The following is a 26286-nucleotide window of genomic DNA, read 5'->3' on the forward strand; positions in this document are numbered from 1 at the left end:
GAACGGCGGGAACGATAGCGGGGGCAACGGCGGAAAAGGCGGTAACGGCGGCGACGGCGGTGATGCGGGTAATTCGATGAGCGGGGGGAACGGCGGCGACGGCGGCAGCGGTGGCAGCGGTGGCGATGGTGCGGTCGGACCCAACGGCGGTGCGGGCGGCGCGGGCGGTGCGGGCGGCAACGGCGGCTCGTGCGTCGGTGGTGGATGCACGGCCGGCAACGGCGGCAACGGAGGCAGAGGCGGCAACGGCGGGATGGGCGGATCCGGCGGAAGCAATGGCGCGGGCGGCGCCGGCGGGAATGGTGGGAGCGGAGGCGGCTGCATCGGGGATGGGTGCAGCGCCGGCGACGGTGGCAACGGTGGACTCGGAGGCAGCGCGGGAACGGCATCCGGCGGATCGATCGGCGCCAACGGCCAGAATGGCCGGAACGGCCAGAACGGCAGCCTCGGGTCCGGCGGAAACGGCGGGGCAGGTGGAGCGGGCGGGAACGGCGGCAGCACACCGGGCGCTTCCGCCGCCTCAGGCGGCGTGTCGGGGCCGAACGGTCTGGGGGGTCGTGGCGGCGGGTGCGCGGGAGACGGGTGTTCGCCCGGACGCAACGGTCACTGATCTCTGGTGTGGACGACCGATCGCTCGCTACGCGGGGCTGAAGAAGTCGCTCGTGGTCGTGGTGAAACGGACGCGTCGATACCCCGCCAGCGTAACGGTCGCGACGGTGAGACGTCCCCCAACGAGTTGGTGAAGATCGGGTTCGCCCTGTCTCGCCCGTGCGAAGCGGGCGACGCCGAGCGTGATCGAGCCCAGCAGTTTCGCCAGGGCGACGCCGTCGACGAGGCTCATCTGGCGGAGCGGAACCAGATATTCGAGGCGTGCGACGATCTCCGCAGTCTTCGCGTCAAGCAGGGAGAGGTCCACCGCGGGATCGATCCCCTTGAACAACCGGGTGATCGCGTGGCCCTGACCGCGCCAATGATAGTTCGGCGCATCGGTGGTGGAGAGTAGGCGCCGCTCGCCAGCCGGCCACGCTGCTTCGTAGATCCTCCCCACACCGTCGGGGCCGTACCCGCCGATCAGAAACCCCACGGGCTCCGCGTCCGGCGCCTGGTCGGAGGCGGCCGCCCCGTCTTCGCGCCCGAGCGAGGCGAGAAACCCGTCGACGATCGTCGTGACATCGCGCGAGGCTTCTGGGGCCAGGCGCGCGGCATATCGCGCTGCGAGTGCGGCGATCGTATCCCCGCGCAGATGACTTCGGCCGTGCGTCACCGCGGCCGTCTGAGGGCCGAGCGGAAAGATCTTGCGTGCGGAATCCGTCAGAACGTCGATCGCGCGGTGGTCGCCCGTCTGCCGCCACCGCGTCGTCCGGCCGTCCGCGGCCAGCACGATCCCTTCGGAGAGCGAGATCGCGATTGCGATCGTCATGCCGAGCGCCTCCTTACCGCCATTTCGCTGTCGGTTCAAGGAATTCTGGCTGCGGGCCAGAATCCTTGTCTGCCGTAACGGGCAACGCGTGGCGCGTCAACCGGTCGCCGTAGGAGACGTCGTATCGTCCCAGGGTCCATGATGAAGACAGGTGCGTCACGGATCGTGTGGCTTGCAATCGCGCTGGGCCTCGTGTGTGTGTGGGGTGACGGTCCGGCCGGCGCCCAGGCGTTCTCCGACCGCGCCGCGCCGGCGTGGGTCTCCGGCGTCGTGGACGGCTTGGTCCACCACGGCGTCGTGGCTGGGCCGGCGCTCGATCCGCTGGTCGCGCCGCTCGTCCAAGACGGCGGCAAGGACGTGACTCGCGGGGAAGTCGCCGCCTGGCTCGCCCGGGCGCTGCCCGAGCTCGTGGCGCGGCTGCAGGTCCCCAGTCCGTCGGCCGGGGTCCGCCGAAGCGATCTTGCCGCGGTGCAGCGGCTGGTGCACGAATTCGAGGCGGAGCTTGCCTCGCTCGACGTCCTGAGCGAGGTGTTGCAGCGTCAGGTCGCCCAACTCGGGACCGAGGTGAGACAGGTCAAGGTCAGCGGCGACACCCGCGTCCGCTACGAACTCAGCCGCATTGCGCTCAACAACCCCGGTCGGGGGCCGATCGCGTCGTCGTCAGCGGAACCCCTCCTGAACTTCGCCAGTATGCGCGCTCGGGTGGAGTTCGACGGCGGTCTGACGGACGATGCCCGATTCCGGCTGCGCCTGACGACGTTCAATCAGGTCGGGACGACGGACGGAACATTCAGCGTCGTGAACGCGGCGCCGGCCGGGCAGTTCAACACCATGTTTATCCCGTTCAACAGCGGGCTGACGGACGCGATGGCCCAGATCAACATGTTTCAGTTCGATTGGGGCGGCGCGTTCGGTCTGCCGCTTGAGATTCAGATTGGTCATCTCGGCGGCGACACGTGGTTGCCGCGCAACGGCGATCCGTTGTACCCGATGTCGCCGCCCCCAGGCCAGACGACGGTGTTGCAGCTCGGCCCGGTCGGGCTGCTGCTCGACACGGCGAAAGACGTCGTTGGCGAGCGGAGTCTCGGGACGTACGGGGTCGATGCCCTCGTGGCGACCTACCACCCCGAGGGCATGCAGGCGCAGGTGCTCCTCGGCGGGGTCGGGGGTGTCACGTTCATCGGCGGTCGCGCGCAGGCGGCGCTGACGCCAGACGTGACGGTTGGCGTGAACACGCTCACGGACACGTGTGACCCCGGTGGGGGCGTGAACAACGCCGAGCTCGTCTCCGACCTGACACTCCTGGGCGCGGGAAAGGGCGTTGCCCAGTGTTCGTTCGTCTGGTGGGGCGCGCAGAACGGCTGGGTCAACGCCGCGAACGCGGGGACCACGAGTCCGATCACGAACATTCCCGGCACCGGCTACAGCGCCGACCTGAACGCGGCGCTCGGACGGGACGTGCGCCTGCAGGCCGAGCTGGGATGGTGGTACGATCCCACCGCCCAGACGACGGGCATGGGCTGGCAAGCCCAGGCGGTCGTGGGGAATCCCGACGGGCGCGCCCCGATAGTGGTCCTCGGCTATCAGTCGTTCGACTCCGCGTTCTACCCAGCGTACGGGGCGGCAGAGGATGCCGTCGTCGGATTCATCTGGCCCGGCGGGTTTCGGAACGCCTTCGGCATCGTGGAGTTCCCCCCGGTCGCCGGCTGGACGTTCGCCGCGGGATACGAAAGCGGCACATCGCTCGGCACCGGTCCGCAGCCGGGGGCGGCCGGGTTCGGCGGGCCGGCGTTCGCCAACGCCGTGTGCGAAAGTTGCGCCCCGAAGGGGCAGTCGTTCTCGGGCTGGCTCGTGTCGGCGGGGCACGTCCTCGGCCAGGACGCCACGCTTCGCCTGTACTACTTCTCATGGCAGTTCAACGGCGTGTCGCAGGCCGACTCGTACCGCCTGGAGCTGGATTACCGGTTCTGATCCGGTTCGGCGATTCCGCGACGCTGGGAGTGTCGCCCGGGCGCGTCGAAGCAACTAGCCTCGGGAGGTGACCGCCGTTGTCGCCACAGACCAAGTCGTACGGCTCCTGGACGTCCCCGATCACCGCCGATCTGATCGTTTCCGGTACCATCGGTCTGGACCAGGTCGTCTTGGACGGCGACGACGCGTACTGGATCGAGGCGCGCCCTTCGGAGGGCGGACGGCATGTCGTGGTGCACCGTACGCCGGACGGGCGTGTCGTGGACGTCACGCCGGCCGGCATGAACGCGCGCACGCGCGTGCACGAGTACGGTGGCGGCGCGTACACGGTCCACCGTGGCGTGGTGTACTTCTCCAACTTCGTCGACCAGCGCCTCTTCCGGCAGGACCCGGGCGCACCGCCCCGGCCGCTCAGTCCCGCCGCGGACATGCGGTACGCCGATGCGGTGATTGACGCTCGTCGCGAACGGTTGGTGTGCGTGCGCGAGGACCACACGACCACGGCGTCTGAGGCCGTGAACACCCTCGTCAGTCTGCCCTGGAACGGCGACGACCGCACCGGCGGACGGATCCTCGTCGAAGGCAACGACTTCTACTCGTCGCCGCGCCTCAGCCCGGACGGCTCGCGCCTGGCATGGCTGACGTGGAACCATCCAAACATGCCGTGGGACGGGACCGAGTTGTGGGTCGCGGACCTCGCGGCCGACGGTGCGGTCGCGCGGAGCACGCGCGTCGCGGGCGGCGCAGCGGAGTCGGTGTTTCAACCGGAATGGGCGCCGGACGGCACGCTGTTCTTCGTGTCGGACCGCACCGGTTGGTGGAACCTCTACCGCGGGGGCGACGGACGGAACGATCCCGTGTGTCCGATGGCGGCCGAATTCGGCGTCCCGCAGTGGGTCTTCGGCATGTCCCAGTACGCGCTCAGGCCGGACGGCCGGCTGATCTGCGCGTACCGCGCGCCCGGGGGCGGCGGGCTCGGCGTGCTCGATCCGGCCACGGGTCGGATGGCCCCGGTCGAGATGCCGTACCGAGGCGCCGAGAACGTCCGGTGCGGAAAACGTCACGCGGTCTTCATCGCGGGAAGTCCCGTCGCGTTCCGCGCGGTGGTGCGCCTGGACCTCGACACCGGCCGGACGGAGGTGTTGCGCCGCTCCGCGGAGAGCGAGCCGGATCCGACGTACCTGTCCCAGCCGGAGGCCATCGAGTTCCCGACCGAGGGCGGCCATACCGCGTACGGATACTACTACGCCCCCCGCAACCCCGACTTCGCCGGCCCCGCGGACGCACGTCCGCCGCTCCTGGTCACGAGCCACGGAGGGCCGACGGGTGCCGCATCTCCGACGCTGAACCTGTTGGTCCAGTACTGGACGAGCCGCGGGTTCGGATACCTCGACGTGAACTACGGCGGCAGCACGGGGTACGGGCGTGCGTATCGCGAGCGGCTGTACGGGCAGTGGGGCGTTGTGGACGTGGACGACTGCGCGAACGGCGCCAGGTACCTCGTCCAGCAAGACCGCGTGGACGGCCGCCGCCTCGTGATCCGCGGCGGCAGCGCCGGCGGCTATACGACGTTGTGCGCGCTCGTGTTTCGCGACGCGTTCCAGGCCGGCGCGAGCCACTTTGGCATCGCCGACCTCGAGGTCTTCCGGCAGGACACGCACAAGTTCGAGTCCCGCTACGACCAACACCTGATCGGTCCCTACCCGCAGCGCCGCGATCTGTATCGCGCGCGCTCGCCGATCCACTTCCTCGACCGGCTCGCGCGGCCGTTGATCCTGTTCCAGGGGCTCGAGGACAAGGTCGTTCCGCCGAACCAGGCCGAGATGATGTTCGAGGCGGTGCGCGCGAAGGGACTGCCCGTCGCCTACCTGGCCTATCCCGGGGAGCAGCACGGATTCCGGCGGGCGGAAAACATCAAACGCACCCTCGAGGCGGAATTGTACTTCCATGCCCGAGTGTTCGGATTCCCGCTCGCGGACGCCGTGGACCCGGTGCGGATCGAGAACCTCCCCGGCTGACGGGAGGCGCACGCTCTTCGCCGTTCCTTAACCGAACGACAACGGACGAACGCAGGTATCCGGCAACGGACCCATCGAACAGAGACGCACAGCAGGAGGAGCGGTGGCGAGCGAGGGCATTCGCGGACGGCGGTGGCGGGGAGGGCCCGTGGTTGGCGTGGCGCATCGGGGCGCGGCGCGGTACGCTCCCGAGAACACGCTCCCGGCGTTCCGGCTGGCGCTCGACGAAGGCGCGGCCGCAGTGGAGTGCGACGTTCAGCTGACCCAGGACGGACACGTGGTCGTGATCCACGACCAGATCGTCGATCGCACGACGGACGGGAGCGGCGCGGTCGCCTCGTTGACTCTCGAGGCGCTGCGGCGGTTGGACGCAGGACGGTGGTTGGGCCCGGCGTTCGCCGGGACCACGATTCCCACACTCGATGAGGTGCTGGACCTCGTCCGCGGGCGCGCGCTGCTGCAGATCGAGATCAAGAATGCGCCCGTATTTTACGATGGGATCGAGCGTCGAGTGCTCGACGGGATCCGGCGGAGGGGGATGGAGGAGGACGTGCTGCTGATGTCCTTCGACCACCAGAGCGTGCGGATCGCGCGGGACCTCTCCCCCCGCAGCCCTTGCGGGATCATCTATGCGGCGCGGCTGGTGGACGCTCCGGCGGCCGCACACGCCGCAGGGGCGGACGCGCTGTGCCTCCACTGGACGTTTGCGACCGAGGACGTCGTGGCCGGGGCGCATCGGGCGGGGCTGCGAGTGTTCGTCTGGACGGTCGATGACGAGCCCGCGGCGCGCCGCTGCCTGGCGCTCGGCGTGGACGGCATCACCTCGAACGACCCCCGGTTGCTTCGGCGGGTGCTGCCGGCGTGACGACGGCGCGGATCGGCGCCGCATGAGATCCGCGCGCGCGTTGGTCCAGGCGCTCGTGTACCTCGTGCCGTCGTTTGCCGTGTTCACGCTGTTCGTCTTCTACCCGCTGGTCCGCAACGCCCAGATGAGCCTCTACGAGACGAACCCGTTCGGCGGGCTGACCCTGTTCGTCGGCACCGGCAACTACGCGCAACTGCTCGCTTCGCCCGAGTTCCTCAACAGCCTCCGCGTGACGTTTTTGTTTGCGCTGTACACCGTCCCCGCAGGGATCGCGATCGGCCTGCCGCTGGCGTTGCTGGCCAACCGGCGGATTCGAGCGATCGGCGTATACCGGACTGCCTACTCGTTCACGATCGCGGTGAGCATCGCGGCCGCGGCGCTGATCTGGGAGTGGATGCTGGACCCGAACGTCGGCATCTTGAACTATCTGCTGTCGGTCGTGCACGGGCCCCGCATCGGGTGGTTGACCGACCCCCACTGGGCGCTGCTCGCCATTGCCGCGACCACCGTCTGGAAGGACCTGGGGTTCAACGTCGTTGTGTTGCTCGCCGCGCTGCAGGGTGTCCCCGACGAGCTGATCGAAGCCGCGCGCATCGACGGCGCGGGGCAGTGGGCGGCCTTCCGCAACGTAGTCATCCCGGCGATCTCGCCGGCGTTGTTCTTCATCGGCGTCGTCGCCACGCTCGGTGTGCTGCAGTCGTTCGGGCAGATCCACATCCTGACGCAGGGTGGGCCGGTCGGCTCCACCAACGTCATCGTCTACTCGATCTACCGCAACGCCTTCTTCAACTTCCGGTTCGGGCTCGCGGCCGCGCAAGCGATGGTGCTGTTCGCGCTCGTGCTCATCCTGACGGGCCTGCAGTTTACGGTGTTCGAACGGTGGGTGACGTACCAGTGACACCTGCGTCTGCCGCGTCGGCGGCGGCCCGCGCGGACCGGGTGCTCCCGCGGCGCGCGGCCGCCCGGACCCTGAGGCGCGCGGCGTCGCGCATCGGCCTGGACGTGTTGATGGTCGCCGTCGCGCTCGTCGTGTTGTTTCCGGTGCTGTTCGCGCTCTCGACCAGCTTGAAGACCGCCGCGGAGGTCGATCGGTATCCGCCGACGCTGTGGCCGCACGTGCTGAGCCCGGGCAACTACGCGGAGGCACTCCAGCAGGCCCCGTTGCCGCGGTTCCTATTGAACTCGTTGATCCAGTCCGGCGTGATCACGCTCGGGCAACTGGCGACCGCGTCGCTTGCGGCGTTTGCGTTCAGCTTCATGCAGTTCCCGGGACGCCAGGTCCTGTTCTTTCTGTTTCTCGCCACCCTGATGATCCCCGGCGAGGTCACGCTGATCCCGAACTACCTCACGGTGCGGACATTCGGGTGGATCAACACCTACGCGGGGTTGGTCACGCCGTACCTGGCGACCGCGTTCGGCACGTTCCTGTTGCGCCAGTTCTTCATGACGATCCCGCGCGAGCTGCAGGACGCCGCGCGCATCGACGGCGCGTCGCGGCGCCGGTTCCTGTGGACGATCGTACTCCCGCTGGCGCGCCCGGCGCTCGCGACGCTCTCGATCTACGCGTTCTTGTCGGCGTGGAACCAGTACCTGTGGCCGCTCCTCGTGATCAACTCCACGGATATGCGGACCGCCCAGATCGGCCTCGCGCTGCTGCAGTCCCAGGAGGTGGTGGCGTGGAGCCTGGTCATGGCCGGGGTGGTGCTGATTCTCGTGCCGACGGTGTTCCTGTTCATCCTGGGATACCGCCACGTGGTCCGCGGGCTGACCGCCGGGGCGGTGAAAGGATAGCGCGCCCCCGCGCCTCGGCAGGCCGGAGGCGAACGACAGACCAGGCATGCGCGTACTCAATACCGGGAGGTGGCATCATGGGGAGACGGGTCACACGGCGGACGTTCTTGAAGGCTGCAGGCACGGTGGCGCTCGGCGCGGCGGCGGCCGGCACGCCCGTGCGGCGGGCGTGGGGTCAGACCCCGACGCGCATCGTGTTCTGGCACGCGATGGGCGGCAACCTGGGCGAGACCGTGGTGAACGCGTTCGTGAACAAGTTCAACGCCGCGCGCAAAGACATCCAGGTCGAAGCGCAGTTCCAGGGCAGCTACGATGACCTGATCAACAAGCTGCGCGCGTCGCTCGGGTCGTCCTCGGTGCCGGCGGTGAGCCAGGTCTACGACATCGGGACGCGGTTCATGATCGACAGCAAGGCGATCGTGCCGATGCAGACGTTCATCGACCGTGAGAAGTTCGACATCAGCCAGTACGAACCCAACATCCTCTCGTACTATCGGGTCGGCACGCGGCTCTACTCGATGCCGTTCAACACCTCGTCCGCGATCCTCTACTATAACAAGGACCTGTTCAAGCAGGCGGGCCTCGATCCCAACCAGCCGCCGCGCACGTTTGAGGAGATCGAAGCGTACGCCACGAAACTGGTGCAAAGCAACGCCACACGCTCGGGCATCACGATCGCGATCTATGGATGGTTCTTCGAACAACTCCTTGCCCGCCAGGGCGCGCTGTACGTGAACAACAACAACGGGCGGACCGCCGCCGCGACCGCGGTCGTCTACGATCACGAGGAGCAGGGGACCCGCATCCTGGAGTGGTGGGCTCGAATGGTCAAGAACGGGGTCGCGACGAACCCCGGGCGCCCGACGGCAGCAAGCCAACGCGCGTTCGCGGCTGGCCAGACGGCGATGACCGTGGACTCGACCGCCACCCTCAAGAGCCTCCTCACGCAGTCCGGCGGACGGTTCCAACTCGGGACCGGCTACTTCCCCAAGCCCCCCGCCGCCACGAACGGCGGCAGCATCGTCGGCGGGGCATCCGCCTGGATTCTCAACGGGCGTCCACCGGCGGAGCAGCAGGCGGCGTGGGAGTTCGTGAAGTTCATCTCGGCGCCCCCGCAGCAGGCGGCGTGGTACGTCGGGACCGGCTACTTCCCGATTCGGCGGGACGCGTATCGCGAGCCGATTGCCCGGCAGACGCTCGCCCAGTACCCGCAGTTCCTCACCGCGATCAGCGAGTTGCGGAGCAGCCCGATCAACCCGGCGACCCAAGGCGCGTTGCTCGGCGTGTTCCCCGAGGCGCGCCAGAAGTCCGAGGACGCCATCGAGGCGACCGTGCTCGGCCGCAAGTCGCCGCAGCAGGCGCTGGCGGATGCCGCGCGCGACGTGAACCAGGCGATCGCCGTGTACAACCGCACGATGGGGGTGAGTTAGCGCGCGGCGCGTGCGTCGCGGCGATCAGACAGTCAGAAACGCTCGGGTCGTGGAACCGGCGGACCGGCCGGCCCGTGGGATCGTGTTCGAGCCGCGCCGGACCGCCCGCCCGCAGCACCATGATGACGCGGTCGGGAAGCGCGTCGGCGAACCAACGCGCGGGCGGGTCGTTCCGTGAATGAGCGGCGCCCCGCACTACTCCCGGGGCATCCCGGAACGTCGGAGGTCGATCGGTGACTCGTCGCCCAAACCCGTTTGCGCTGCCGGGACGATGGTATCGCGGGATGTTCCACTGTCACACGACGAACTCGGACGGCGCGCGGTCGGTCGAGGACACGGTCAGTTGGTTCGCAGACCGCGAGTACGATGTGTTGGCGATCACCGATCACAATCAGTTGACATGCGCGCATCCCCCGGCCGGCGGCCGGCTCCTGCTCGTGCCAGGCACCGAGGTGGACGCCGGGCGGTCCCGGCTCGGCGAGCCCTATCACCTCGTCGGAATCGGGGTGGACGCGATGATCGACCTGCCGCACGACGCGGCGTCGCGCCACGGTCTGCCGGTGCAGGAGGTTATCGACCGGCTCCGCCGCGCGGGCGCCGTTGTCTTCGTGGCGCACCCGTACTGGAGCGGTCTCGTCGTCGACGATCTGCTCCCGCTCCAGGGCGTCGCCGGGCTCGAGGTCTACAATACGAACACGGAGGTGGACGTCGCGAAGGGCGTTAGCGGCGTGCACTGGGACGACTGTCTGTGCGCACAGAAGCCGCTCGTGGGCATCGCGAACGACGACACGCACTGGCGGATGGGTGACGCCGGCCGCGCGTGGACGATGCTGCGGGCGGAGAGCCTCTCACAGGCCGCGGTCGTCCGCGCGCTCGCCGAGGGCGCGTTCTACGCGTCCACCGGTGCCGTGCTGGAGAACGTCGTGTTCGACGGCGAAGCCGTGACGGTCCGAGTCGGGGCGCCGGGCGCGCGGGAGATCCGGTTCATCTGCGACCTCCGCTGGGGACACCGCGAGGCGGCGGTCGGGATGCCGCTGCGGGAGGCGACGTTCACGCTTCGCGGGCGGGAGCGGTACCTGCGCGTGGAGGTCATCGGTCCCGCGGGCGAGCGGGCCTGGACGAACCCGTTGTTTGTGGGACGGTAGGATCTCTCACTCGACGAGCGGTGACCGCCCCTCGTCGAACAGGCTCCCCGACACTACTTCACGCGCCGCGCGTTACGGTGATGAGGCGACGCCCCGGCGTCGGCACGCTAGCGCGCGCACCGCTGGGCGGCGTCGAGCGCGCGCACGAACCGTTCGGTGATCGTTTCGGGCATCGTGATCGCGCGGCCCACCACGACCGCCCACGCGCCTGCGTTCAGCGCCGCGGCGGCGTCTTCGGGTGTCGTGATGCGTCCCTCCGCGACGACGGGCACCGCGACCGCCGCGGCGAGCGCCCGTACCAGGTCGAGGTCGGGGCCAGCCGCGTGGCGGCTATGTGGCGTGTAGCCGGCCATGGTCGTCGCGACGGCATCGGCGCCGCGCGACGCGGCCGCGAGTCCCTCCTCGAGCGTGGAGACGTCGGCCAGCACCGGTACCCGGCACTCGGCGTGGATCCGATCGATGAGGGCAGCGAGCGGGTCCGCGCCGGCGTCGCCCTCGCGCTCCGTGGTGGCCTGCACGGCCACGATGTCGGCGCCGGCGCCGGCGACGGCACGGGCTTCTTCGAGTGTCGGCGTGATGTACACCGGCGCGCGGTCTCGGATCTTGTACAGGCCGATGATCGGCACGTCGACGGCCGCGCGAACCGCGGCGACGTCGTCCGGGCCGTCGATCCGGACACCCGCTGCCCCGCCGCGCACGGCGCACCGGGCAAGCGCGGCGATGATCGCCGGATCACGAAGCGGGCTGTCCGGAAGCGCCTGGCAGGAGACGATCAGCCGTCCGCGGAGCCGATCGAGACACTCGGCGCTCATGGCGTGCGCTCGGCGGTGCGCATCTGCCACGTCGCCGCGAGGAGCGCCAAGCGCTCTGGGGTGTGCGTCACCCCCGCTGAACGCAGGGCCAGCAGCAGCGCGCCCGCCGCGGGTTCGTACCTCGGCGGCACGAGCACTGCGCCCGGGGCTGCGGGGGCGAGCGCCAGGCGCAGCGGCTTGAACACGATGGGGCCGGCGTCGAACACCCCCCCGACCGGCGCGACCGGCGTGGCTCCCTCGGGCCATGTCAACCGGCGGATGACTGCCGCGACGAGATCGGCGAGTGAGGCGGCCGCGCGCTCGACGAGTCGGCGGGCGACCACGTCGCCGGCGGTCGCGGCGGCGGTGACGACGCGCGACAGGCTCGCGACCTGAGCCCGATCCATCCGGCCTTCGTAGAACGCCATCGGGATCGCCTCGACGGCCATCCCGATCGCGGGCGGGATTCGGTCGACGAGGACCGTTTCTGGCCCGGTCCCGTCCAGAGCGTGCAAGGCGGCGTGGACGCCCGCGCGGCCGAGGGCAAAGGCGCTTCCGTCATCGCCGAAGATGTAGCCCCAGCCGCCGACGCGCGCCTCCCGGCCCGCGGGATCCAGGCCGAGCGCCACCGATCCGGTTCCCGCGATCACCATCACTCCCGGTCCGCACGCGAGCGCCCCGGCGAGCGCGATAGCGGAGTCGTTGTCGACCCGCGCGGTCTGCGCGCGGAGCACCTCGCCTACGACCTCCGCGAACACGCGCGCGCGGTCGGTGCCGGCCGTGATGCCGGTCATGCCAAACTGCGCCGCGCGAAACTCGATGGACCCGAGGTTCGCCACGCGCAGCGCGGCCTCGAGCGCGGCCCCGACCGCGCGGCGGGCACGCTCGCGCCCGCCTGGGGCGAGGATGTGGTTGCTGGGACCGCCGCGGCCGATACCGAGGACTGCGCCGTCGTCTGCGCAGACGGCGCAGAGCGTGCTCGACGCGCCGCCGTCAACCCCGAGGAAGTAGTCCATGCTCGACCCGATGTTCGGGACGGTGGGAGACAGGTCCTCTCGCGTCGACCGGTCAGCCGCCGCGCGGGCCGCTCGCGGCGGTCGCCCGCGTCGCGTGATGGCGACGGAGGTCAGGCCTGAGCCGAGAGGAGCCCCCGTGCGATCGCCTCGGCGATGCGGGGTCGCAGCGCGAGAATGCCGGTCCGGTCCCGGCCGAGGTGGATCGCGTTCGTGAGGAGCACGATCGCAAGGTCGTGCTCGGGATCGATGACCAGCGCGGTTCCGGTGAAGCCCGTGTGGCCGTAGGCGCGCGGCGACAGGCAGTCCCCCCACCACCCCTGGGTGCCGGTCAGTGCCCATCCGAGCCCACGCGCCGGCTCACCGGACGTCTGGGGCGTGGTGGCCTCCTGCACCATGGTCGGGATCAGCACCGGGCCCCCGGGGCCGCGGCCCTTCGCGAGCCACATGCGAGCGTACGCGACGAGATCGTCGGCGGTGCCGAACAAACCGGCGTGCCCGGAGATCCCGCCCATGGCGTGGGCGTTGCTGTCGTGGACCTCGCCCCAGATCAGCGTCTTCCGCCACGTGTGCCGGCGGCCCGCGCCGCCGGTCATCTCCTGCTCGATCGCGGTGCCGTCCTCGGTCGGCGCGATCCGCTCTCGCAGCGCCGGCATCGGGAGGTATCCGGTGTCCGACATGCGGAGTGGGGCGAACAGGCGCGCGCACGCCGACTCGTCGAGTGGCGCGCCGAGGGTTCTCCGCGCGACCTCCCCCAGGAGGATGAACCCGAGGTCACTGTACACGACCTGCGTGCCCGGCGGCGTCACGAGCGGCGCCGCAGCGGCACGCCCGACGATCGCCCCCCACCCGGAGGTCTCGAGGTAGAATGGGATCCACGCCGGGAGGCCCGAGGAGTGCGACAGCAACTGGCGGAGCGTCACGCCGGCGTGGGGGAACTCGGCGACGTGGCGCGTCACGGGATCGTCGAGGCCAAGGCGGCGCTCCGACGCGGCTTGCAGGATCAGGGGAGTCGTGGCGACGACCTTCGTGAGCGACGCGAGATCGTAGATCGTGGCCGGTGTCGCCGGCCTCGGTACCGGCCGGCGGGCCGCCAGGCCCTCCGCGTGACGCAGGATCACCTCGCCGCGATAGAGGACGCTCAGCACGGCGCCAGGATAGGCGTGGCCGATGCCGTCCGCCAGCAGTTCGAGCGCGGGGCCGAACACGGCCGCCGGTTTGCTCACGCCGCGTCCCTCCCGTGTCGCGCCCGACTCTTCGTCCGACACCTGCGACGGCGCACTAGCGGGGCGGCCACGTCCACTTGCCAAGGATCGCCGCGTGTCGCGCACCGGTGACACGCGGCAGGTTGCCCGGGATGCCCATCAGGGTCGCATGGCCCAGCAGCGCGAACGCGAGTGCCTCCTTCGCGTCGGCAGGCACGCCGAACTCGTCGATCCGCCGGACCCGGATCGGCGCAACCGCGCGTGCGAGGCGGTGCATCAGCGCGGGGTTGTGGACGCCGCCGCCCGCGGCGACCAGATCGGCGATCGCGTGCCGGGGAACGACGTATCGCGCGACGTTGCGTCCCACCGCGTCCCCGGCGAACGCGGTGGCCGTGGCGATCAGATCGTCCGCCGGCAGGCGGCCCCACGTCGCGAGCAGCCCATCCAGGAACGGGCGGCCGAACTGCTCATGCCCGGCCGTCTTTGGGGGCGGGGCGTTCACGAAGGGATGCGCGAGCAGCTCCCGGAGCAGGTCTTCCCGCACGGTGCCGCGGGCCGCGCGCGCGCCGTCGCGATCGAACGTCTCGGCGCCGCCGGAGAAGTGCCGGACGAGGCCGTCGATCAGCATGTTGGCGGGGCCGCAGTCGAACGCGTACACATCGTCGCGCCGCCCGCTGGCGGGCAGGACTGTGATGTTCGAGATGCCGCCGAGGTTGAGCGCGATCCGGCCGTGCGGCGCTGAGAGCAGCACGATGTCGGCGTACGGGACAAACGGGGCGGCCTGTCCGCCCGCCGCGATGTCGGCCGCCCGGAAGTCGGCGAGGACCGGCCGGCGGGTGCGCTCGGCGATCACCGCGGATTCCCCGAGCTGCATCGTCGCCGCGCGGCTCCACGGGTCCGACGGGTCCGGCACACCCACGTGGGCCACCGTCTGACCGTGGGAAGCGATCAGGTCGACGCGGGTCATCGGGCACCCGGCGCGTTTCGCGGCCGCGAGCGCGGCGTCGGCGAAGGACTCGCCGAGCAGGTAGTGCAGCGACGCGATCTCCTGCGTCGTCGCCGGCTGCGTGAAGACGTCGATGACGCGGCGGCGCACCTCGGGCGGGTAGGGCACGGTCGTGTGGGCGACGAGTCGCACCTTCGGATGGTCGTGCCCCGCACCCTCGGTGGGAGCACGGCGTCCCGTGGCGCGGCCACGCCCGGCGGGGAGGCGGTCCGTGATCTCCACAAGCGCGGCGGTGATGCCGTCCGCCGACGTTCCCGAGATGAGGCCGATGATGCGTTTCGTCGTCTTCGCCCGGATGGCCGCCGCCAGATCCGCCGCGGCGGTCCCCGTTCGCGCGGACGGGGCGCGGGACGGGAGCCGGACCCCGTGCGGGCGTGTCGCGGCGCGGGTCGGCCGCGCGGCCACCCTGCGGGTCGGGGTGCGGCCGGTGCGCCGACGTCGGCCGCTCATCGCCCCGCCGCTCCGAGTGCACGACGGACGCTGCCGGCGTCGCGCAGCGCGTCCGCGGCGGCTTCGGGGCCGAGGCCGCGCACGAGCATGATGATCGCGACCGGCACGCGCCCACCAGCGTGTGCGAGGGCGTCGACCGCGGCCGACTCTGGGGCCCCCGTTGCGGTCGTGACGATCCTGACCGCGCGACGCCGCAGCTTCTCGTTGGTGGCCTGGAGGTCCACCATGAGGTTGCCGTAGACCTTGCCGAGCTGGACCATCGTCAGCGTGCTCAACATGTTGAGCACGAGTTTCTGTGCTGTGCCCGCCTTGAGCCGTGTGCTGCCGGCGATCGCTTCGGGGCCGGGCAGGAGGACGATCGCCAACTCGCAGGCTGCTTCGAGCGACGATCCCGGCGAACACGCCACCGCGATCGTCGTCGCCCCCAGTTCCCGCGCACGACGGACCGCGCCCAGCACAAACGGCGTCTCGCCGCTTGCGGCCACGCCGACGACGGCGTCCGCGGGACCGATGCGCCGCGCGTCCATCTCCCGCGCGCCAGCGGGTGCGTCGTCCTCCGCCCCTTCGGCCGCCCGCAGCAGCGCGTCGGGCCCGCCTGCGATCACCGCCTGCACCAGGTCAGGCGGCGTGCCGAACGTGGGCGGGCACTCCGCCGCGTCGAGCACCGCGAGCCGGCCGCTCGTGCCGGCGCCCGCATAGACCAGGCGCCCGCCGCGCCGGAGCGCGTTCGCGATCCGTTCGACTGCGGCGGCGATCTGCGGAAGGGTCGCCGCGACGGCGTCCGGGACCCGCCGATCCTCCTCGTTCATCAATCGCGCCTGCTCGATCACGGGCAGCAGGTCGAGCGAGCGCGTGCGTTCGTTGATCATCTCGGTCAGCGGTTCGCGTGCCGGGGACGTCACCGGAATCCTCCACCGTTGTGTCCGACGTGGATGCGTGTGTGACCGCGGTCGACCGGCGACCCCAGTTCCTCGGCCCCGGAGGCGGCGCGCATCATAGCCTGAGACGGGGATCCAGCAGGTCGCGCAGACCGTCGCCCAACAGGTTGAACCCGAGGACGATCAGTGAGATCGCGATCCCCGGAAACACCGCCGTCCACGGGGCCGTCGTCATGAACCGCCGTGCCTCGGCGAGCATATTGCCCCACGACGGCGTCGGCGGCTGAGTGCCGAGTCCGAGGAAGCTCAGCGCGGACTCCGTGAGGATCGCGAACGACAGGCTGAGCGACGTCTGCACGATAATCGGCGCCAGGATGTTCGGCACGATGTGGTGCACCAGGATGCGCGTCACGCTCGCACCCTGCGCGCGCGCCGCCTCGACGTACTCGACACCGCGCGCTTGGAGCGTGCTGCCCCGCGTGACCCGGGCGAACTGCGGGATGTAGACGAGCCCGATCGCGGCGACCAACACCGGCGGTCTTGTTCCCGCCACCGCCATGATCGCGATCGCGAGCAGCACCGCCGGAAAAGCGAAGATCACGTCCATGATTCGCATCAGGACGTTGTCGAGGGCGCCGCCGTAGTAGCCGCTGAGGACGCCGATCGTCCCGCCGCCCGCGAGCGCGATCGCCACGGACACGAACGAGACCCCGAGTGAGACGCGCGAGCCGAACAGCAGCCGGCTCAGCACGTCGCGTCCGAACTGGTCCGTGCCGAACGGGTGGCCCCCCCCAGGCGGAGCGAGCAGCGCGCCGGGGGCCATCGCGATCGGGTCCACCGGGGCCAGGAATCGGGCGCCCACGGCGGCGAGCAGATACGCACACACGATCACCGCACCGACGAGGGCCGTGGGCGTGTGCACGAACGCCCGCACCTGCGACGGGGGGCGTCGCGTGGTACCGGCCGGCGCGCGGCCGTGCCGGGCCGCGGCCAGGGCGGATTTCGGCGCGGGCGCGGGGCTCATTCGTATCGCACCCGCGGGTCGACGAGCGCGTACAACACGTCGACGGCGAGATTGGTGAGGACGAACAGGCCTGCGATCAGGAGGACGACGCCTTGGACCACGGGGTAATCCCGCTGCCCGATCGCGTTGAGCGCGAGGCGTCCCATCCCCGGCAGGGCGAACACCTCCTCGATCACCACGGTGCCGCCCAGCAGATACCCGGCCTGGAAGCCGATCACGGTGATGACCGGGATCAGCGCGTTCCGCAGGGCGTGCCGGTCCACGACGACGCGCTCCAGGAGGCCCTTCGCGCGCGCGGTCCGCACGTAGTCCTCGCCCAAGACCTCCAGCAGCGAGGAGCGGACGAACCGCATGAACACCGCGGCGAGGGACACCCCGAGCGAGATCGCCGGCAGTGCCATGACCGTGAGGTTGGCGATGGGGTTCGTCGCAAAGCCGACGTACGTGCCGATCGAGGCGATCGGGAAGTTGGCCAGGACCAGGAGGAGCATCGCGGCGAGCCAGAAGTTGGGAACGCTCAACCCGATGAGCCCCACGACGCTGACCAGCGCGTCGATCGCGGTGCCCCGCCGGAGCGCCGCGGTGACGCCGATCGGGATGCCGATCACAAGCGCGATCACCAGGGCGAACAGCGTGATCTCGCCGCTGATCGGAAGCCGCGCCAGGATGTCGGGGAGCACGGGGCGGCTCGTCCGGAGCGAGACACCGAAGTCTCCTTGGAGCACACGGCCGATCCAGTCCACGTACTGCAGCGGTAGCGGCTGATCGATGCCGAACAGCCGCCGGAGTTCGGCCATCTGTTGCGGCGTCATCGCGACCTGGGTGCCGAGAAACATCTGCACCGCGTCGCCCGGGAGCAGGTGGACCAGCAGAAACACCACGATCGACACCCCCCACAGCACCGGCACGAGCGTGAGCAGCCGGCCCGCGAGGAACGCGGTCATCGAAGCCCCGTGCCGCGCCCGCGTCGCCCCACGCAGCGGGCGCGAGGGTCAGGCGGCGTCATCGACGCAGGGATGGATCGGACGGCCGGGGGGCGGCGCCATCGCGGTCGCCACCCCCCAGGTGTCCCATCGGTTACCGTTGGATCGAGGTTTCCTGCAAGTACTCCAGCGAGCCTGTGGGGATGACCCGGAACCCCTTCACGTAGCCCTGCAGCACCTGGCTCGTATACGGCGTGTACAGGAACACCGCCGGTGCGTCCGTGACGAGCGCGCGCTGCGCGTCGTCGTAGATCGGCTTGCGCTCGGCCACGGTCAGGTGCACCCGGCCCCGGTCCAGGAGCTTGTCGACCGCGGCGTCCTTGAACAGGAAGTTGTTCACGGCGCCGGTGCTGTAGAACGTGCGGTACAGGAATCGGTCCGGATCGGGGTCCCCACCCCGGAGCTCGACCATCGTGTCGAAGTCGCGCTTGACCCAGCGGTTGATGTACGTGCCCCACTCGACGTTGTCGATCGTCGGATTCAGCCCCACCGCGCGCAGCTGGGCCTGGATGATCTGCGCGACCGCCAACCCGCCCTCGTACGTCGGCGACGCCACGATGTTGAACGACGCCCCCGCGACGCCGGCTTCCTGCAGCATCTGCTTGGCCTTGGCCGGGTTCGTGTGGTACTCGGGGAACGACGCGACCGGCAGCGCATACACTCGGTCCGGCGCCGGGATCGGCCCGCTCACATCGCCGAGTCCGAACTCCGCCGCGGCGACGATCGCCTGACGGTCGATTGCGTACGCGATCGCGTCGCGCACCTTCGGATTCGTGAACGGTGCGTGCGTCGTGTTGAACGAGAAGATGCGCAGGTTCAGGCTCGCCGCCTGCGCGACCTGCAGCGTCTTGTCTCCCTGCGCCTGCTTGACCAGGCTCCCGTCCGAGATCGTCGCCATGTCCAGGCTCCGGCTGCGCACGCCGGCGAGCAGCGACGCTTCCTCCGGGACCACGCGGATCACGATCTCATCGACTTTCGGCAGCCCGCGCTTGAAGTAGTTCGGATTCTTCTCAAGTCGCATGTAGTTGTCCGGCACCCATTCCGCGAGCACGAACGGGCCGGTGCCGGCCTCGGTCTTCTGGAGGTCGCCGTTCTTGAGCACGGCCGCCTTCTCCACGATCGCCAGGTTGGCCGAGGTCAGCGCCGCGAGCGTGGACGCCAGCGGGTACTTCAGGTGCAACCGCACCGTCAGCGGGTCCGTTGCGGTGACGGTGTCCACCGCGTCCAGGTAGGACCGCGCCGGGGACGCCGTCTTCGGATCGAGGACTCGTTCGATCGTGAAGGCGACATCGTCGGCCGTCAGCGGCGTGCCGTCGTGAAACCGGACGCCCGGATGCAGGTGGAAGACGTAGGTCCGGTTGTCGGGCGTATCCCACGACGTCGCGAGGTCGCCGACGACGTGCAGGCCCGCGTCGTACGTCACGAGCTTGTTGTATAGAAGATCGATCCGGCGGAACGAGGAGAACGCCGTCACCTTGTTGGGATCCAGCCCGACGATCTCCTGGTCCACGCCCATCGTCAGCGTGACCTTTGCCGGCGCCGCGTACGTCTGCCCGGCGAGCGGCAGCGCGAGCAGCAACGCCACGAGCACGACCAGAATCCGCTTCGCGTGCATCTCTCACCCCCTGTGTACGGTTCCCGGAGCCCCGGGGTTACGTCGGCACCGGCGCAGGCTCCGTGACCGCGTCACCGCCTCTATGATAGCCCTTATGGCGCCCGCGGTCACTCCGGCCGGATCGGACCGAGCGTCTTCCGATACAGGGCTTCCGTAATGCCCGCCCTCACGTAGTCGGGGATTTCCCCGATCCACCGGTAGCCCCGCCGTTCGTAGAAGCGGCGCGCGTCCGCGTTGCCCGCCGACACGAGCAGAAAGACGTTGGGACCGTGTGACAGGATGTCTTCCTCCGCGGCGTGCATCAGTCGGTCGCCCGCCCCGCGCCCCTGGGCTCCCTCCGCGACCCCGACGGCGCGCACATACCCGCTGCGATCGAACGTACCGCGCAGGCTGTACACGACGAACCCGATGACACGGCCGCGGTCCTCCGCGACCCGCGCCCGGGCGGATCCGGTCAGCGCGCCGGTGAATAGTGCACGCGCGTCGTCCGGAGTCGTCCCGTAGCGTTGCCAGAGCGGAAGCCCTAGCATGATCGCGGCGCAGAGCTCCACGTCCGTCTCCCGGAGCGGCCGGATCGTCACGCGGCACAGTTCTCCGCCGCGATCCCGTGCGCCTGCCGCCGCGCGGCGCCCCACAGACCGTCGGCGCCGCAGGAGGGCGGCGCGGCGGGCCTGAACCAGTGGGACCATGATCATTTCCGCAGGCACAGTCATGGCGCCCGATCGGAACCTCAGCCCCGGCTTCGTCGCGATCGAGGACGGCCGCATCACGCGCGTCGGTGCCGGCGAGCCGCCGGGCCGCGACGCGGCGGGCGTGCTCAGGTTTCCGGACGGCACCCTGATCCCCGGGCTCATCGATCTTCAAGTCAACGGCGGCGCCGGCGTGGATTGTTCGCACTGCGTCCTCGAAGACTATGACGTGCTCGGGCGGTACCTTGCCGGGACCGGCGTCACGGCCTACCTCCCGACGATCGTCAGCGCCCCGCTTGAGGATATGCGCCGGGCGGCCGAGGTTGCGGCCAGCGCGGGAGCCCGGCGCAGCCAGCTGCCGCAGATCCTCGGGGTGCACCTCGAGGGGCCGTATCTCAATCCGCTGCGCCGCGGGGCCCATCGCGCCCAGGACCTCAGGCACCCGACGGTCCCGGAGGTCACCGAGACGGTGCGCCGCGTCCGCGGCGCCGTGCGCGTGATGACGCTTGCGCCGGAGCTCGAAGGCGCCGAACCCGTGGTGCGCGCGCTGGCCGCACAGGGGATCGTCGTCGCGCTGGGGCATACCGACGCGGCCTACGACGAGATCCGAGCCGCGGCGCAGTGGGGCGCCCGGCTCGTCACCCACGTGTTCAACGCGATGCGCGGCCTGCACCACCGGGAGCCCGGCGCCGCAGGCGGCGCGCTGCTCACACGCGGGCTTGTGGTGAGCGTGATCGCCGACGGCATCCATGTCCATCCTGCGGTGCTCAACCTGATCGCGCGCACGGCGGGCACCAACCGGGTGGCGCTCGTGTCGGACGCCGTCTCCGGGGCCGGGATGGAACGGGGCAATTTCACGCTGGGCGCGCAGGCGATCGAAGTGCGGGACGGCGTGCCGCGCTTGCCCGACGGCACGCTTGCGGGGAGTGTGCTCAGAATGAGCCGGGCCGTTCGCAACTTCGCGGCTGCCGCCGAGGTGGGTCTGCGAGAAGCCGTGCAGTCGGCGACGCTCGTGCCAGCGCGGCTCCTCGGTCTCGCGCGCAAGGGCCAGATCGTCGACGGGCACGACGCCGATCTGGTCGTGTTCGATCGCGAAGGCGGCGTGGCGCTGACGCTCGTCGCGGGGCAAGTCGCCTATCTCCGCCACGGCGCATAGCCCGGGCACGGGGCGGCGGCAACAGTTCTCGCACGCAGCGCCGTGCGAAGATCCGAACAATCTGCCCGTTTCCCTTGACAACCTACGCCAATTCTGGTACACACAGTTAAATAACCGATCAGCATCATCGGCACGGCGGACCCGTTGTTTCGTGCTCGGCGACGGGGAGGGAGTGTGCCTAGGGATCCGCGGCCCCCAGGAGGGGTCGGACCGGACCGAGCGGCACAGGCGGCCTAAAGGGCGCTACACCATCGGGACAAAAGCCCGAGGGAGAGGTTCCTCTCACACAGGATCGCTCCCTCGGGCTTTTGCTTTTGGCGCGGCGGAGCGACGGTCCGGCGGGACGGGTATCTCGCGCGAGGGGGACCACGATGTCCGGCCTCTATGACCGGAGGTTTGAACACGATGCATGCGGCGTCGGGTTCGTGGCGACGACGGGCGGCCGCAGTCACGCGCCCCTCGCGCACGCATTGGACGCGCTCGCGAACCTGGCGCACCGCGGCGCGGTCTCTGCGGACGGCAAGACGGGGGACGGCGCCGGGGTGCTCACCCAGATTCCCCATCGGTTGCTCGCGCCCGACCTGCAGCGACTCTCGGTGCGCGTGCCCCGACACAGCGACCTGGGGCTTGCGATGGTGTTCCTCCCCCGCGACAACCGGACGCGCGGGCGCGCCCGCGCAATCGTTGAGGACGCGATCACCCGCGAGGGGCTGGTGTTCTTCGGGTGGCGGCAGGTGCCGGTCGCCTCGGCGGCGCTCGGCCGAGATGCGCTCCTCACCCGGCCCGAGATCGAGCAGGCGCTGGTCGGCCGGCCCGATCCGCTCGGCGCGGACGAGTTCGAGCGGACGCTGTACCTGGCGCGGAAAGTCATCGAGCGGCGGCTCCTCGAGGAGCGCATCGCGGAGTGTTCGGTGCCGTCGTGCTCGCACCGGACCGTCGTGTACAAAGGCCTCTGCGTCGCCCCGCAACTCCCGCGCTTCTACGCGGACCTGCGCGACCCGGCGTTTGAGACGGCGCTCGCACTGTTCCATCAACGGTACAGTACGAACACATTCCCGAGTTGGCCGCTCGCCCAGCCGTTCCGGTTGCTGGCCCACAACGGAGAGATCAACACGTTGTGGGGCAACGTCAACTGGACGCGCGCCCGCGAGGCCCACCTGCGCTCCCCGTTCTGGCGGGAGCGCATGCGAGACCTGACCCCGGTGATCCAGGCGGACGGCAGCGACAGCGCGATGCTGGACAACGTACTGGAACTCCTCGTGCAGTCCGGCCGCGACCCCCTGCATGCGATGATGACGCTCGTCCCCGAGGCCTCGGAGGGGGCGACGGAGATGGCGCCCGAGCTCCGCGCGTTCTATGAGTTTCACGCTGGTCTCTCGGAGCCGTGGGACGGGCCCGCGGCCCTCGCGTTCTCGGATGGCCGCGTGGCCGCGGCGGCGCTGGACCGCAACGGACTGCGCCCGGCGCGGTACATGATCACGGAGGACGGGTTAGTGGTCGTCGCGAGCGAGGCTGGCGTGCTCGATCTCGACCCCAGCCGGATCGTGGAAAAGGGTCGGCTGGGCCCCGGTCGGGTGATCGCCGTCGATACCGTGGCGGGCCGGATTCTCAACGACGAGACGATCAAGCGCGAGGTCGCCGGCCGTCGGCCATATGCCGCGTGGCTCGCTGCGGGCCGGACCCGCGTGCCTTCGGACACCGCGCCCCCCGCGGTCGACTCCCCCTCGTTGGCGCGGCGGCTCGTTGCGTTCGGTTACTCGGACGAGGAGTTCAAGCGCATTCACACACCGATGTTCATGGAGGCGAAGGACCCGGTTGGGTCGATGGGTGACGATACGCCGCTTGCGGTGCTGTCGTCGCGCCCGCGTCTACTCTACGCCTATCTGAAGCAGCGGTTTGCCCAGGTGACGAATCCGCCGATCGATTCCCTGCGCGAACGCCTCGTGATGTCGCTCGTGACCCTGCTCGGCGCCCGCGGCAACCTGCTGGAGGAGGCACCCGAGCACGCGCGGCTCGTCGAGTTGCGCTCTCCGGTGATCACCGCAGTCGAGCTCGGGTCTCTCGCATCGCTCCCCGAGGAGACGCTGCGTGTGCGCACCCTGTCGGCGCGATTCGCGGCCGCGGGCGGCGCGGACGGGCTCGAGCGCGCCCTCGTGCAGCTGTGCGACGAGGCGGCGTACCAGGTCGAGGAGGGCGCGACGCTCCTCGTCATCTCCGACCGCGGAATCGATGCGGCGCACGCGCCGATCCCGATGGTGCTCGCCGTCGGCGCCGTGCACCAGTCGTTGATCCGCCGCGGGCGACGCATGCGCGTGAGCCTCGTGGCGGAGACCGGCGAGGCGCGGGACGTCCACCACACGGCGGTGCTCATTGGCTACGGCGCGAGCGCGGTCTGCCCGTACCTCGCACACGAGATGATCGTGGAGGAGGCGCGCCGGGCAGGCGCGGATCCCGCGGCGTGGCTGGCCAACCACCGCAAGGCGATCGAAGCGGGGCTGCTCAAGATCATGTCCAAGATGGGCATCTCCACGGTGTCGAGCTACCACGGCGCCCAGATCTTCGAGGCCGTGGGACTGGACACAGCACTCGTGGAGTTTGCGCTGACGGGGACACCGTCCCGGCTCGGCGGCATCGGGCTCGCCGAGATCTCCGAGGACGTGCTGCTGCGTCACCGCCGCGCGTTTGGCGACGACGGCGTGCCTGCGTTGGACGACCCCGGGTTGTTCCGGTTCCGCAAGGACGGGGAGTACCATGCGTTCCACCCGAACGTCCTGCGGACGCTGCACCGGCTCGCGCTCCAGGGCGGCGACGAAGAATATCTCGCGTACGCGTGGGAGGTGACGCACCGGCCGCCGACCGCGCTGCGCGATCTCCTCGAGTTCCACGGCGGCGCCCCGATCCCGGTGGAGGGTGTGGAGCCGGCCGCCGAGATCGCCCGACGGTTCGTCGTCTCGTCGATGTCGCACGGATCGCTCAGCAAGGAAGCGCACGAAACGCTCGCGATCGCGATGAACCGCCTGGGCGCGAAGAGCAGCAGCGGGGAGGGCGGGGAAGACCCCGATCGATTCGTGCGGCGGCCGAACGGGGACTGGCCGAACTCGGCGGTGAAGCAGGTGGCTTCGGGGCGGTTCGGCGTCACCGCGTCGTACCTGAACGCGGCCCAGGAACTCGAGATCAAGATGGCCCAGGGGAGCAAACCCGGCGAGGGCGGTCAGATCCCCGGGGCCAAGGTCTCCGCGGAGATCGCGCGGATCCGGCACACGCAGCCGGGCATCGCCCTGATCTCTCCGCCGCCGCATCACGACATCTACAGCATCGAGGATCTCGCGCAGCTGATCTACGATCTGAAACAGGGCAATCCGCGGGCCCGCGTGGCGGTGAAGCTCGTCAGCGAGGCGGGCGTCGGCACGATCGCCGCGGGCGTAGCCAAGGCGTACGCGGACACGGTGCACATCGCCGGCGCGGACGGCGGCACCGGTGCGTCGCCGCTGGACTCGATCAAGAACGCGGGGGTGCCGTGGGAGCTCGGGCTCGCGGAGACCCAGCAGACGCTCGTCCGCAACAACCTCCGCGGCCGGGTGAAGATCCGGGTCGACGGGGGATTGAAAGTGGCGCGCGACGTGCTGATCGCGGCGCTGCTGGGGGGCGAGGAGTTCGGATTTGCGAGCGCGGCGGTCGTCGCACTCGGGTGCGTGATGGCCCGCCAGTGCCACCTCAACACGTGCCCCGTCGGGATCGCCACCCAGCGGGATGATCTGCGGGCTAAATTCCCCGGGACGCCGGAGCGCGTGGTCCACTTCTTCCTCGCGATCGCCGAGGACCTCCGCCGGTTGCTCGCCCAACTCGGCGCGCGGGGCGTGGACGAGATCGTCGGCCGTCAGGACATGCTGCGGGTGCGGTCGGACATTCCCGTGCCTCGCGCCCGCCGGCTCGCGCTCGACGCGCTGCTCGCCGATCCGGATCCGTCGGGCACACGTGTCCGGCGCCACCAGCAGGAGCGGAACGACCGGCCGGGCGAGCCGTACGACGACGCGATTTTGATCCAGATCGGGGAGGATCTGGCCGCGGGCCAGCGCGTGGACCGGACGTTTGAGATCCGCAACGTGCACCGGACCGCCGGCGCCCGCATCGCGTCGGCGATCGCGCGCCGCCACGGGGACGCGGGGCTTCCGGACGAGACCATCACGCTGCGGTTCGTGGGGAGCGCCGGCCAGTCGTTCGGGGCGTGGTGCGTGGGCGGGATGCGGCTCGCGCTCTACGGCGAGGCGAACGACTACGTCGGCAAGGGAATGGCCGGGGGAGAGATCGCGATCCGTCCGCCCGGCGTGCTGCTCGCGCGATCCCACCGGCACGTGATCATGGGGAACACCGTGCTCTATGGAGCGACCGGAGGCCGCCTGTTCGCCGCCGGCCGGGCCGGCGAGCGGTTCGCGGTCCGCAACAGCGGGACCGTCGCGGTGGTCGAGGGCGTCGGAGATCACGCCTGTGAGTACATGACCGGCGGCGTCGTCGTGGTGTTGGGGGAAACCGGACGCAACTTCGGCGCCGGGATGACCGGTGGCTGCGCGTACGTCCTCGACGAGCGCGGAACGCTCGAGCACCGCCACAACCCCGGTCTCGTCGGCCTTGCGCGCGTGTCCGACCCGGACGACGTGCGGACGCTGCGCCGATGGGTCGAGGCACACCGGCATGCGACCGGCAGCGAGCGCGCCCGCGAGGTACTCGAGGACTGGGACCGATGGCTGCCGCTGTTTTGGAAGGTCGCGCCGCGGGCCCTTCCCACAGCGGACGTGGTCGCGACCCCGGTGCCCTCGCCGGAACGGGCGTAGGCGCGGC

Annotated in this window: 20 protein-coding genes; 10 read left to right on the forward strand and 10 right to left on the reverse strand. The window is 70.3% G+C overall.

Translation table 11 applies throughout. From position 1 onward, the window contains the following. On the forward strand, window positions 1-610 hold a 610-nt coding region (locus VKZ50_02315; protein HLJ58544.1), incomplete at its 5' end, for a PE family protein. A 27-nt stretch (window positions 611-637) separates the two neighbouring features. Here VKZ50_02315 and VKZ50_02320 read toward each other — a convergent pair. After that, a complete protein-coding gene (locus VKZ50_02320; GenBank protein ID HLJ58545.1) occupies window positions 638-1420 on the reverse strand; it encodes a hypothetical protein in 783 nt (260 codons plus the stop codon). A 165-nt stretch (window positions 1421-1585) separates the two neighbouring features. Between VKZ50_02320 and VKZ50_02325 the strand changes: the two genes are divergently transcribed. The 7 genes from VKZ50_02325 (at window position 1586) to VKZ50_02355 (ending at window position 10640) form a co-directional block, all read left to right on the forward strand. Further along, the gene (locus VKZ50_02325) at window positions 1586-3391 is read left to right on the forward strand and encodes a hypothetical protein (GenBank protein HLJ58546.1); all 1806 of its coding nucleotides are present in this window, start codon (window positions 1586-1588) and stop codon (window positions 3389-3391) included. 77 nt (window positions 3392-3468) lie between these two features. After that, window positions 3469-5409: a S9 family peptidase gene (locus VKZ50_02330; protein HLJ58547.1), complete on the forward strand. Its 1941-nt coding sequence runs from the start codon at window positions 3469-3471 to the stop codon at window positions 5407-5409. A gap of 103 nt (window positions 5410-5512) precedes the next feature. Next, window positions 5513-6274, forward strand: a complete 762-nt coding sequence (locus VKZ50_02335; protein ID HLJ58548.1) for a glycerophosphodiester phosphodiesterase family protein — start codon at window positions 5513-5515, stop codon at window positions 6272-6274. Between the two features lie 22 nt (window positions 6275-6296). Then, window positions 6297-7172, forward strand: a complete 876-nt coding sequence (locus VKZ50_02340) for a sugar ABC transporter permease (GenBank protein ID HLJ58549.1) — start codon at window positions 6297-6299, stop codon at window positions 7170-7172. Continuing rightward, window positions 7169-8065: a carbohydrate ABC transporter permease gene (locus VKZ50_02345; protein HLJ58550.1), complete on the forward strand. Its 897-nt coding sequence runs from the start codon at window positions 7169-7171 to the stop codon at window positions 8063-8065. The genes VKZ50_02340 and VKZ50_02345 overlap by 4 nt, the downstream gene beginning before the upstream one ends. Before the next feature lie 77 nt (window positions 8066-8142). Beyond that, window positions 8143-9495, forward strand: a complete 1353-nt coding sequence (locus tag VKZ50_02350) for an ABC transporter substrate-binding protein (protein HLJ58551.1) — start codon at window positions 8143-8145, stop codon at window positions 9493-9495. 233 nt (window positions 9496-9728) lie between these two features. Beyond that, window positions 9729-10640, forward strand: a complete 912-nt coding sequence (locus VKZ50_02355) for a CehA/McbA family metallohydrolase (GenBank protein HLJ58552.1) — start codon at window positions 9729-9731, stop codon at window positions 10638-10640. A gap of 107 nt (window positions 10641-10747) precedes the next feature. On the opposite strand, the gene VKZ50_02360 is transcribed toward VKZ50_02355, so the two are convergent. The 9 genes from VKZ50_02360 to VKZ50_02400 form a co-directional block, all read right to left on the reverse strand. Beyond that, window positions 10748-11452 carry a putative N-acetylmannosamine-6-phosphate 2-epimerase gene (locus VKZ50_02360; protein ID HLJ58553.1) on the reverse strand — a complete coding sequence of 235 codons (705 nt, stop codon included), beginning with the start codon at window positions 11450-11452 and terminating at the stop codon, window positions 10748-10750. After that, entirely contained in the window at window positions 11449-12447 is a 999-nt protein-coding gene (locus tag VKZ50_02365; GenBank protein ID HLJ58554.1) for a BadF/BadG/BcrA/BcrD ATPase family protein, read from the reverse strand. Before VKZ50_02365 ends, VKZ50_02360 begins: the two co-directional genes overlap by 4 nt. Before the next feature lie 110 nt (window positions 12448-12557). Further along, window positions 12558-13670 carry a serine hydrolase domain-containing protein gene (locus tag VKZ50_02370; protein ID HLJ58555.1) on the reverse strand — a complete coding sequence of 371 codons (1113 nt, stop codon included), beginning with the start codon at window positions 13668-13670 and terminating at the stop codon, window positions 12558-12560. A 55-nt stretch (window positions 13671-13725) separates the two neighbouring features. After that, window positions 13726-15105 (reverse strand): anhydro-N-acetylmuramic acid kinase, encoded by a 1380-nt coding sequence (locus VKZ50_02375; GenBank protein ID HLJ58556.1) that lies wholly within the window; start codon window positions 15103-15105, stop codon window positions 13726-13728. Continuing rightward, window positions 15102-16007 (reverse strand): N-acetylmuramic acid 6-phosphate etherase, encoded by a 906-nt coding sequence (gene murQ, locus VKZ50_02380; protein ID HLJ58557.1) that lies wholly within the window; start codon window positions 16005-16007, stop codon window positions 15102-15104. The genes VKZ50_02375 and murQ overlap by 4 nt, the downstream gene beginning before the upstream one ends. Window positions 16008-16098: 91 nt before the next feature. Then, the gene (locus VKZ50_02385; protein HLJ58558.1) at window positions 16099-17007 is read right to left on the reverse strand and encodes an ABC transporter permease; all 909 of its coding nucleotides are present in this window, start codon (window positions 17005-17007) and stop codon (window positions 16099-16101) included. Then, window positions 17004-17951 (reverse strand): ABC transporter permease, encoded by a 948-nt coding sequence (locus VKZ50_02390; GenBank protein HLJ58559.1) that lies wholly within the window; start codon window positions 17949-17951, stop codon window positions 17004-17006. Before VKZ50_02390 ends, VKZ50_02385 begins: the two co-directional genes overlap by 4 nt. Window positions 17952-18084: 133 nt before the next feature. Beyond that, on the reverse strand, window positions 18085-19605 hold the full coding sequence (locus VKZ50_02395; GenBank protein HLJ58560.1) for an ABC transporter substrate-binding protein: 1521 nt from the start codon (window positions 19603-19605) through the stop codon (window positions 18085-18087). 107 nt (window positions 19606-19712) lie between these two features. Beyond that, window positions 19713-20186: a GNAT family N-acetyltransferase gene (locus VKZ50_02400; GenBank protein HLJ58561.1), complete on the reverse strand. Its 474-nt coding sequence runs from the start codon at window positions 20184-20186 to the stop codon at window positions 19713-19715. 130 nt (window positions 20187-20316) lie between these two features. Between VKZ50_02400 and nagA the strand changes: the two genes are divergently transcribed. Together nagA and gltB are read left to right on the forward strand one after the other, a co-directional pair. Continuing rightward, window positions 20317-21450 carry an N-acetylglucosamine-6-phosphate deacetylase gene (gene nagA / locus VKZ50_02405; GenBank protein HLJ58562.1) on the forward strand — a complete coding sequence of 378 codons (1134 nt, stop codon included), beginning with the start codon at window positions 20317-20319 and terminating at the stop codon, window positions 21448-21450. A gap of 371 nt (window positions 21451-21821) precedes the next feature. After that, window positions 21822-26279 (forward strand): glutamate synthase large subunit, encoded by a 4458-nt coding sequence (gene gltB / locus VKZ50_02410; GenBank protein ID HLJ58563.1) that lies wholly within the window; start codon window positions 21822-21824, stop codon window positions 26277-26279. Window positions 26280-26286: the final 7 nt, after the last annotated feature.

This window comes from bacterium (genome assembly GCA_035295165.1).
GTDB lineage: Bacteria > Sysuimicrobiota > Sysuimicrobiia > Sysuimicrobiales > Segetimicrobiaceae > JAJPIA01.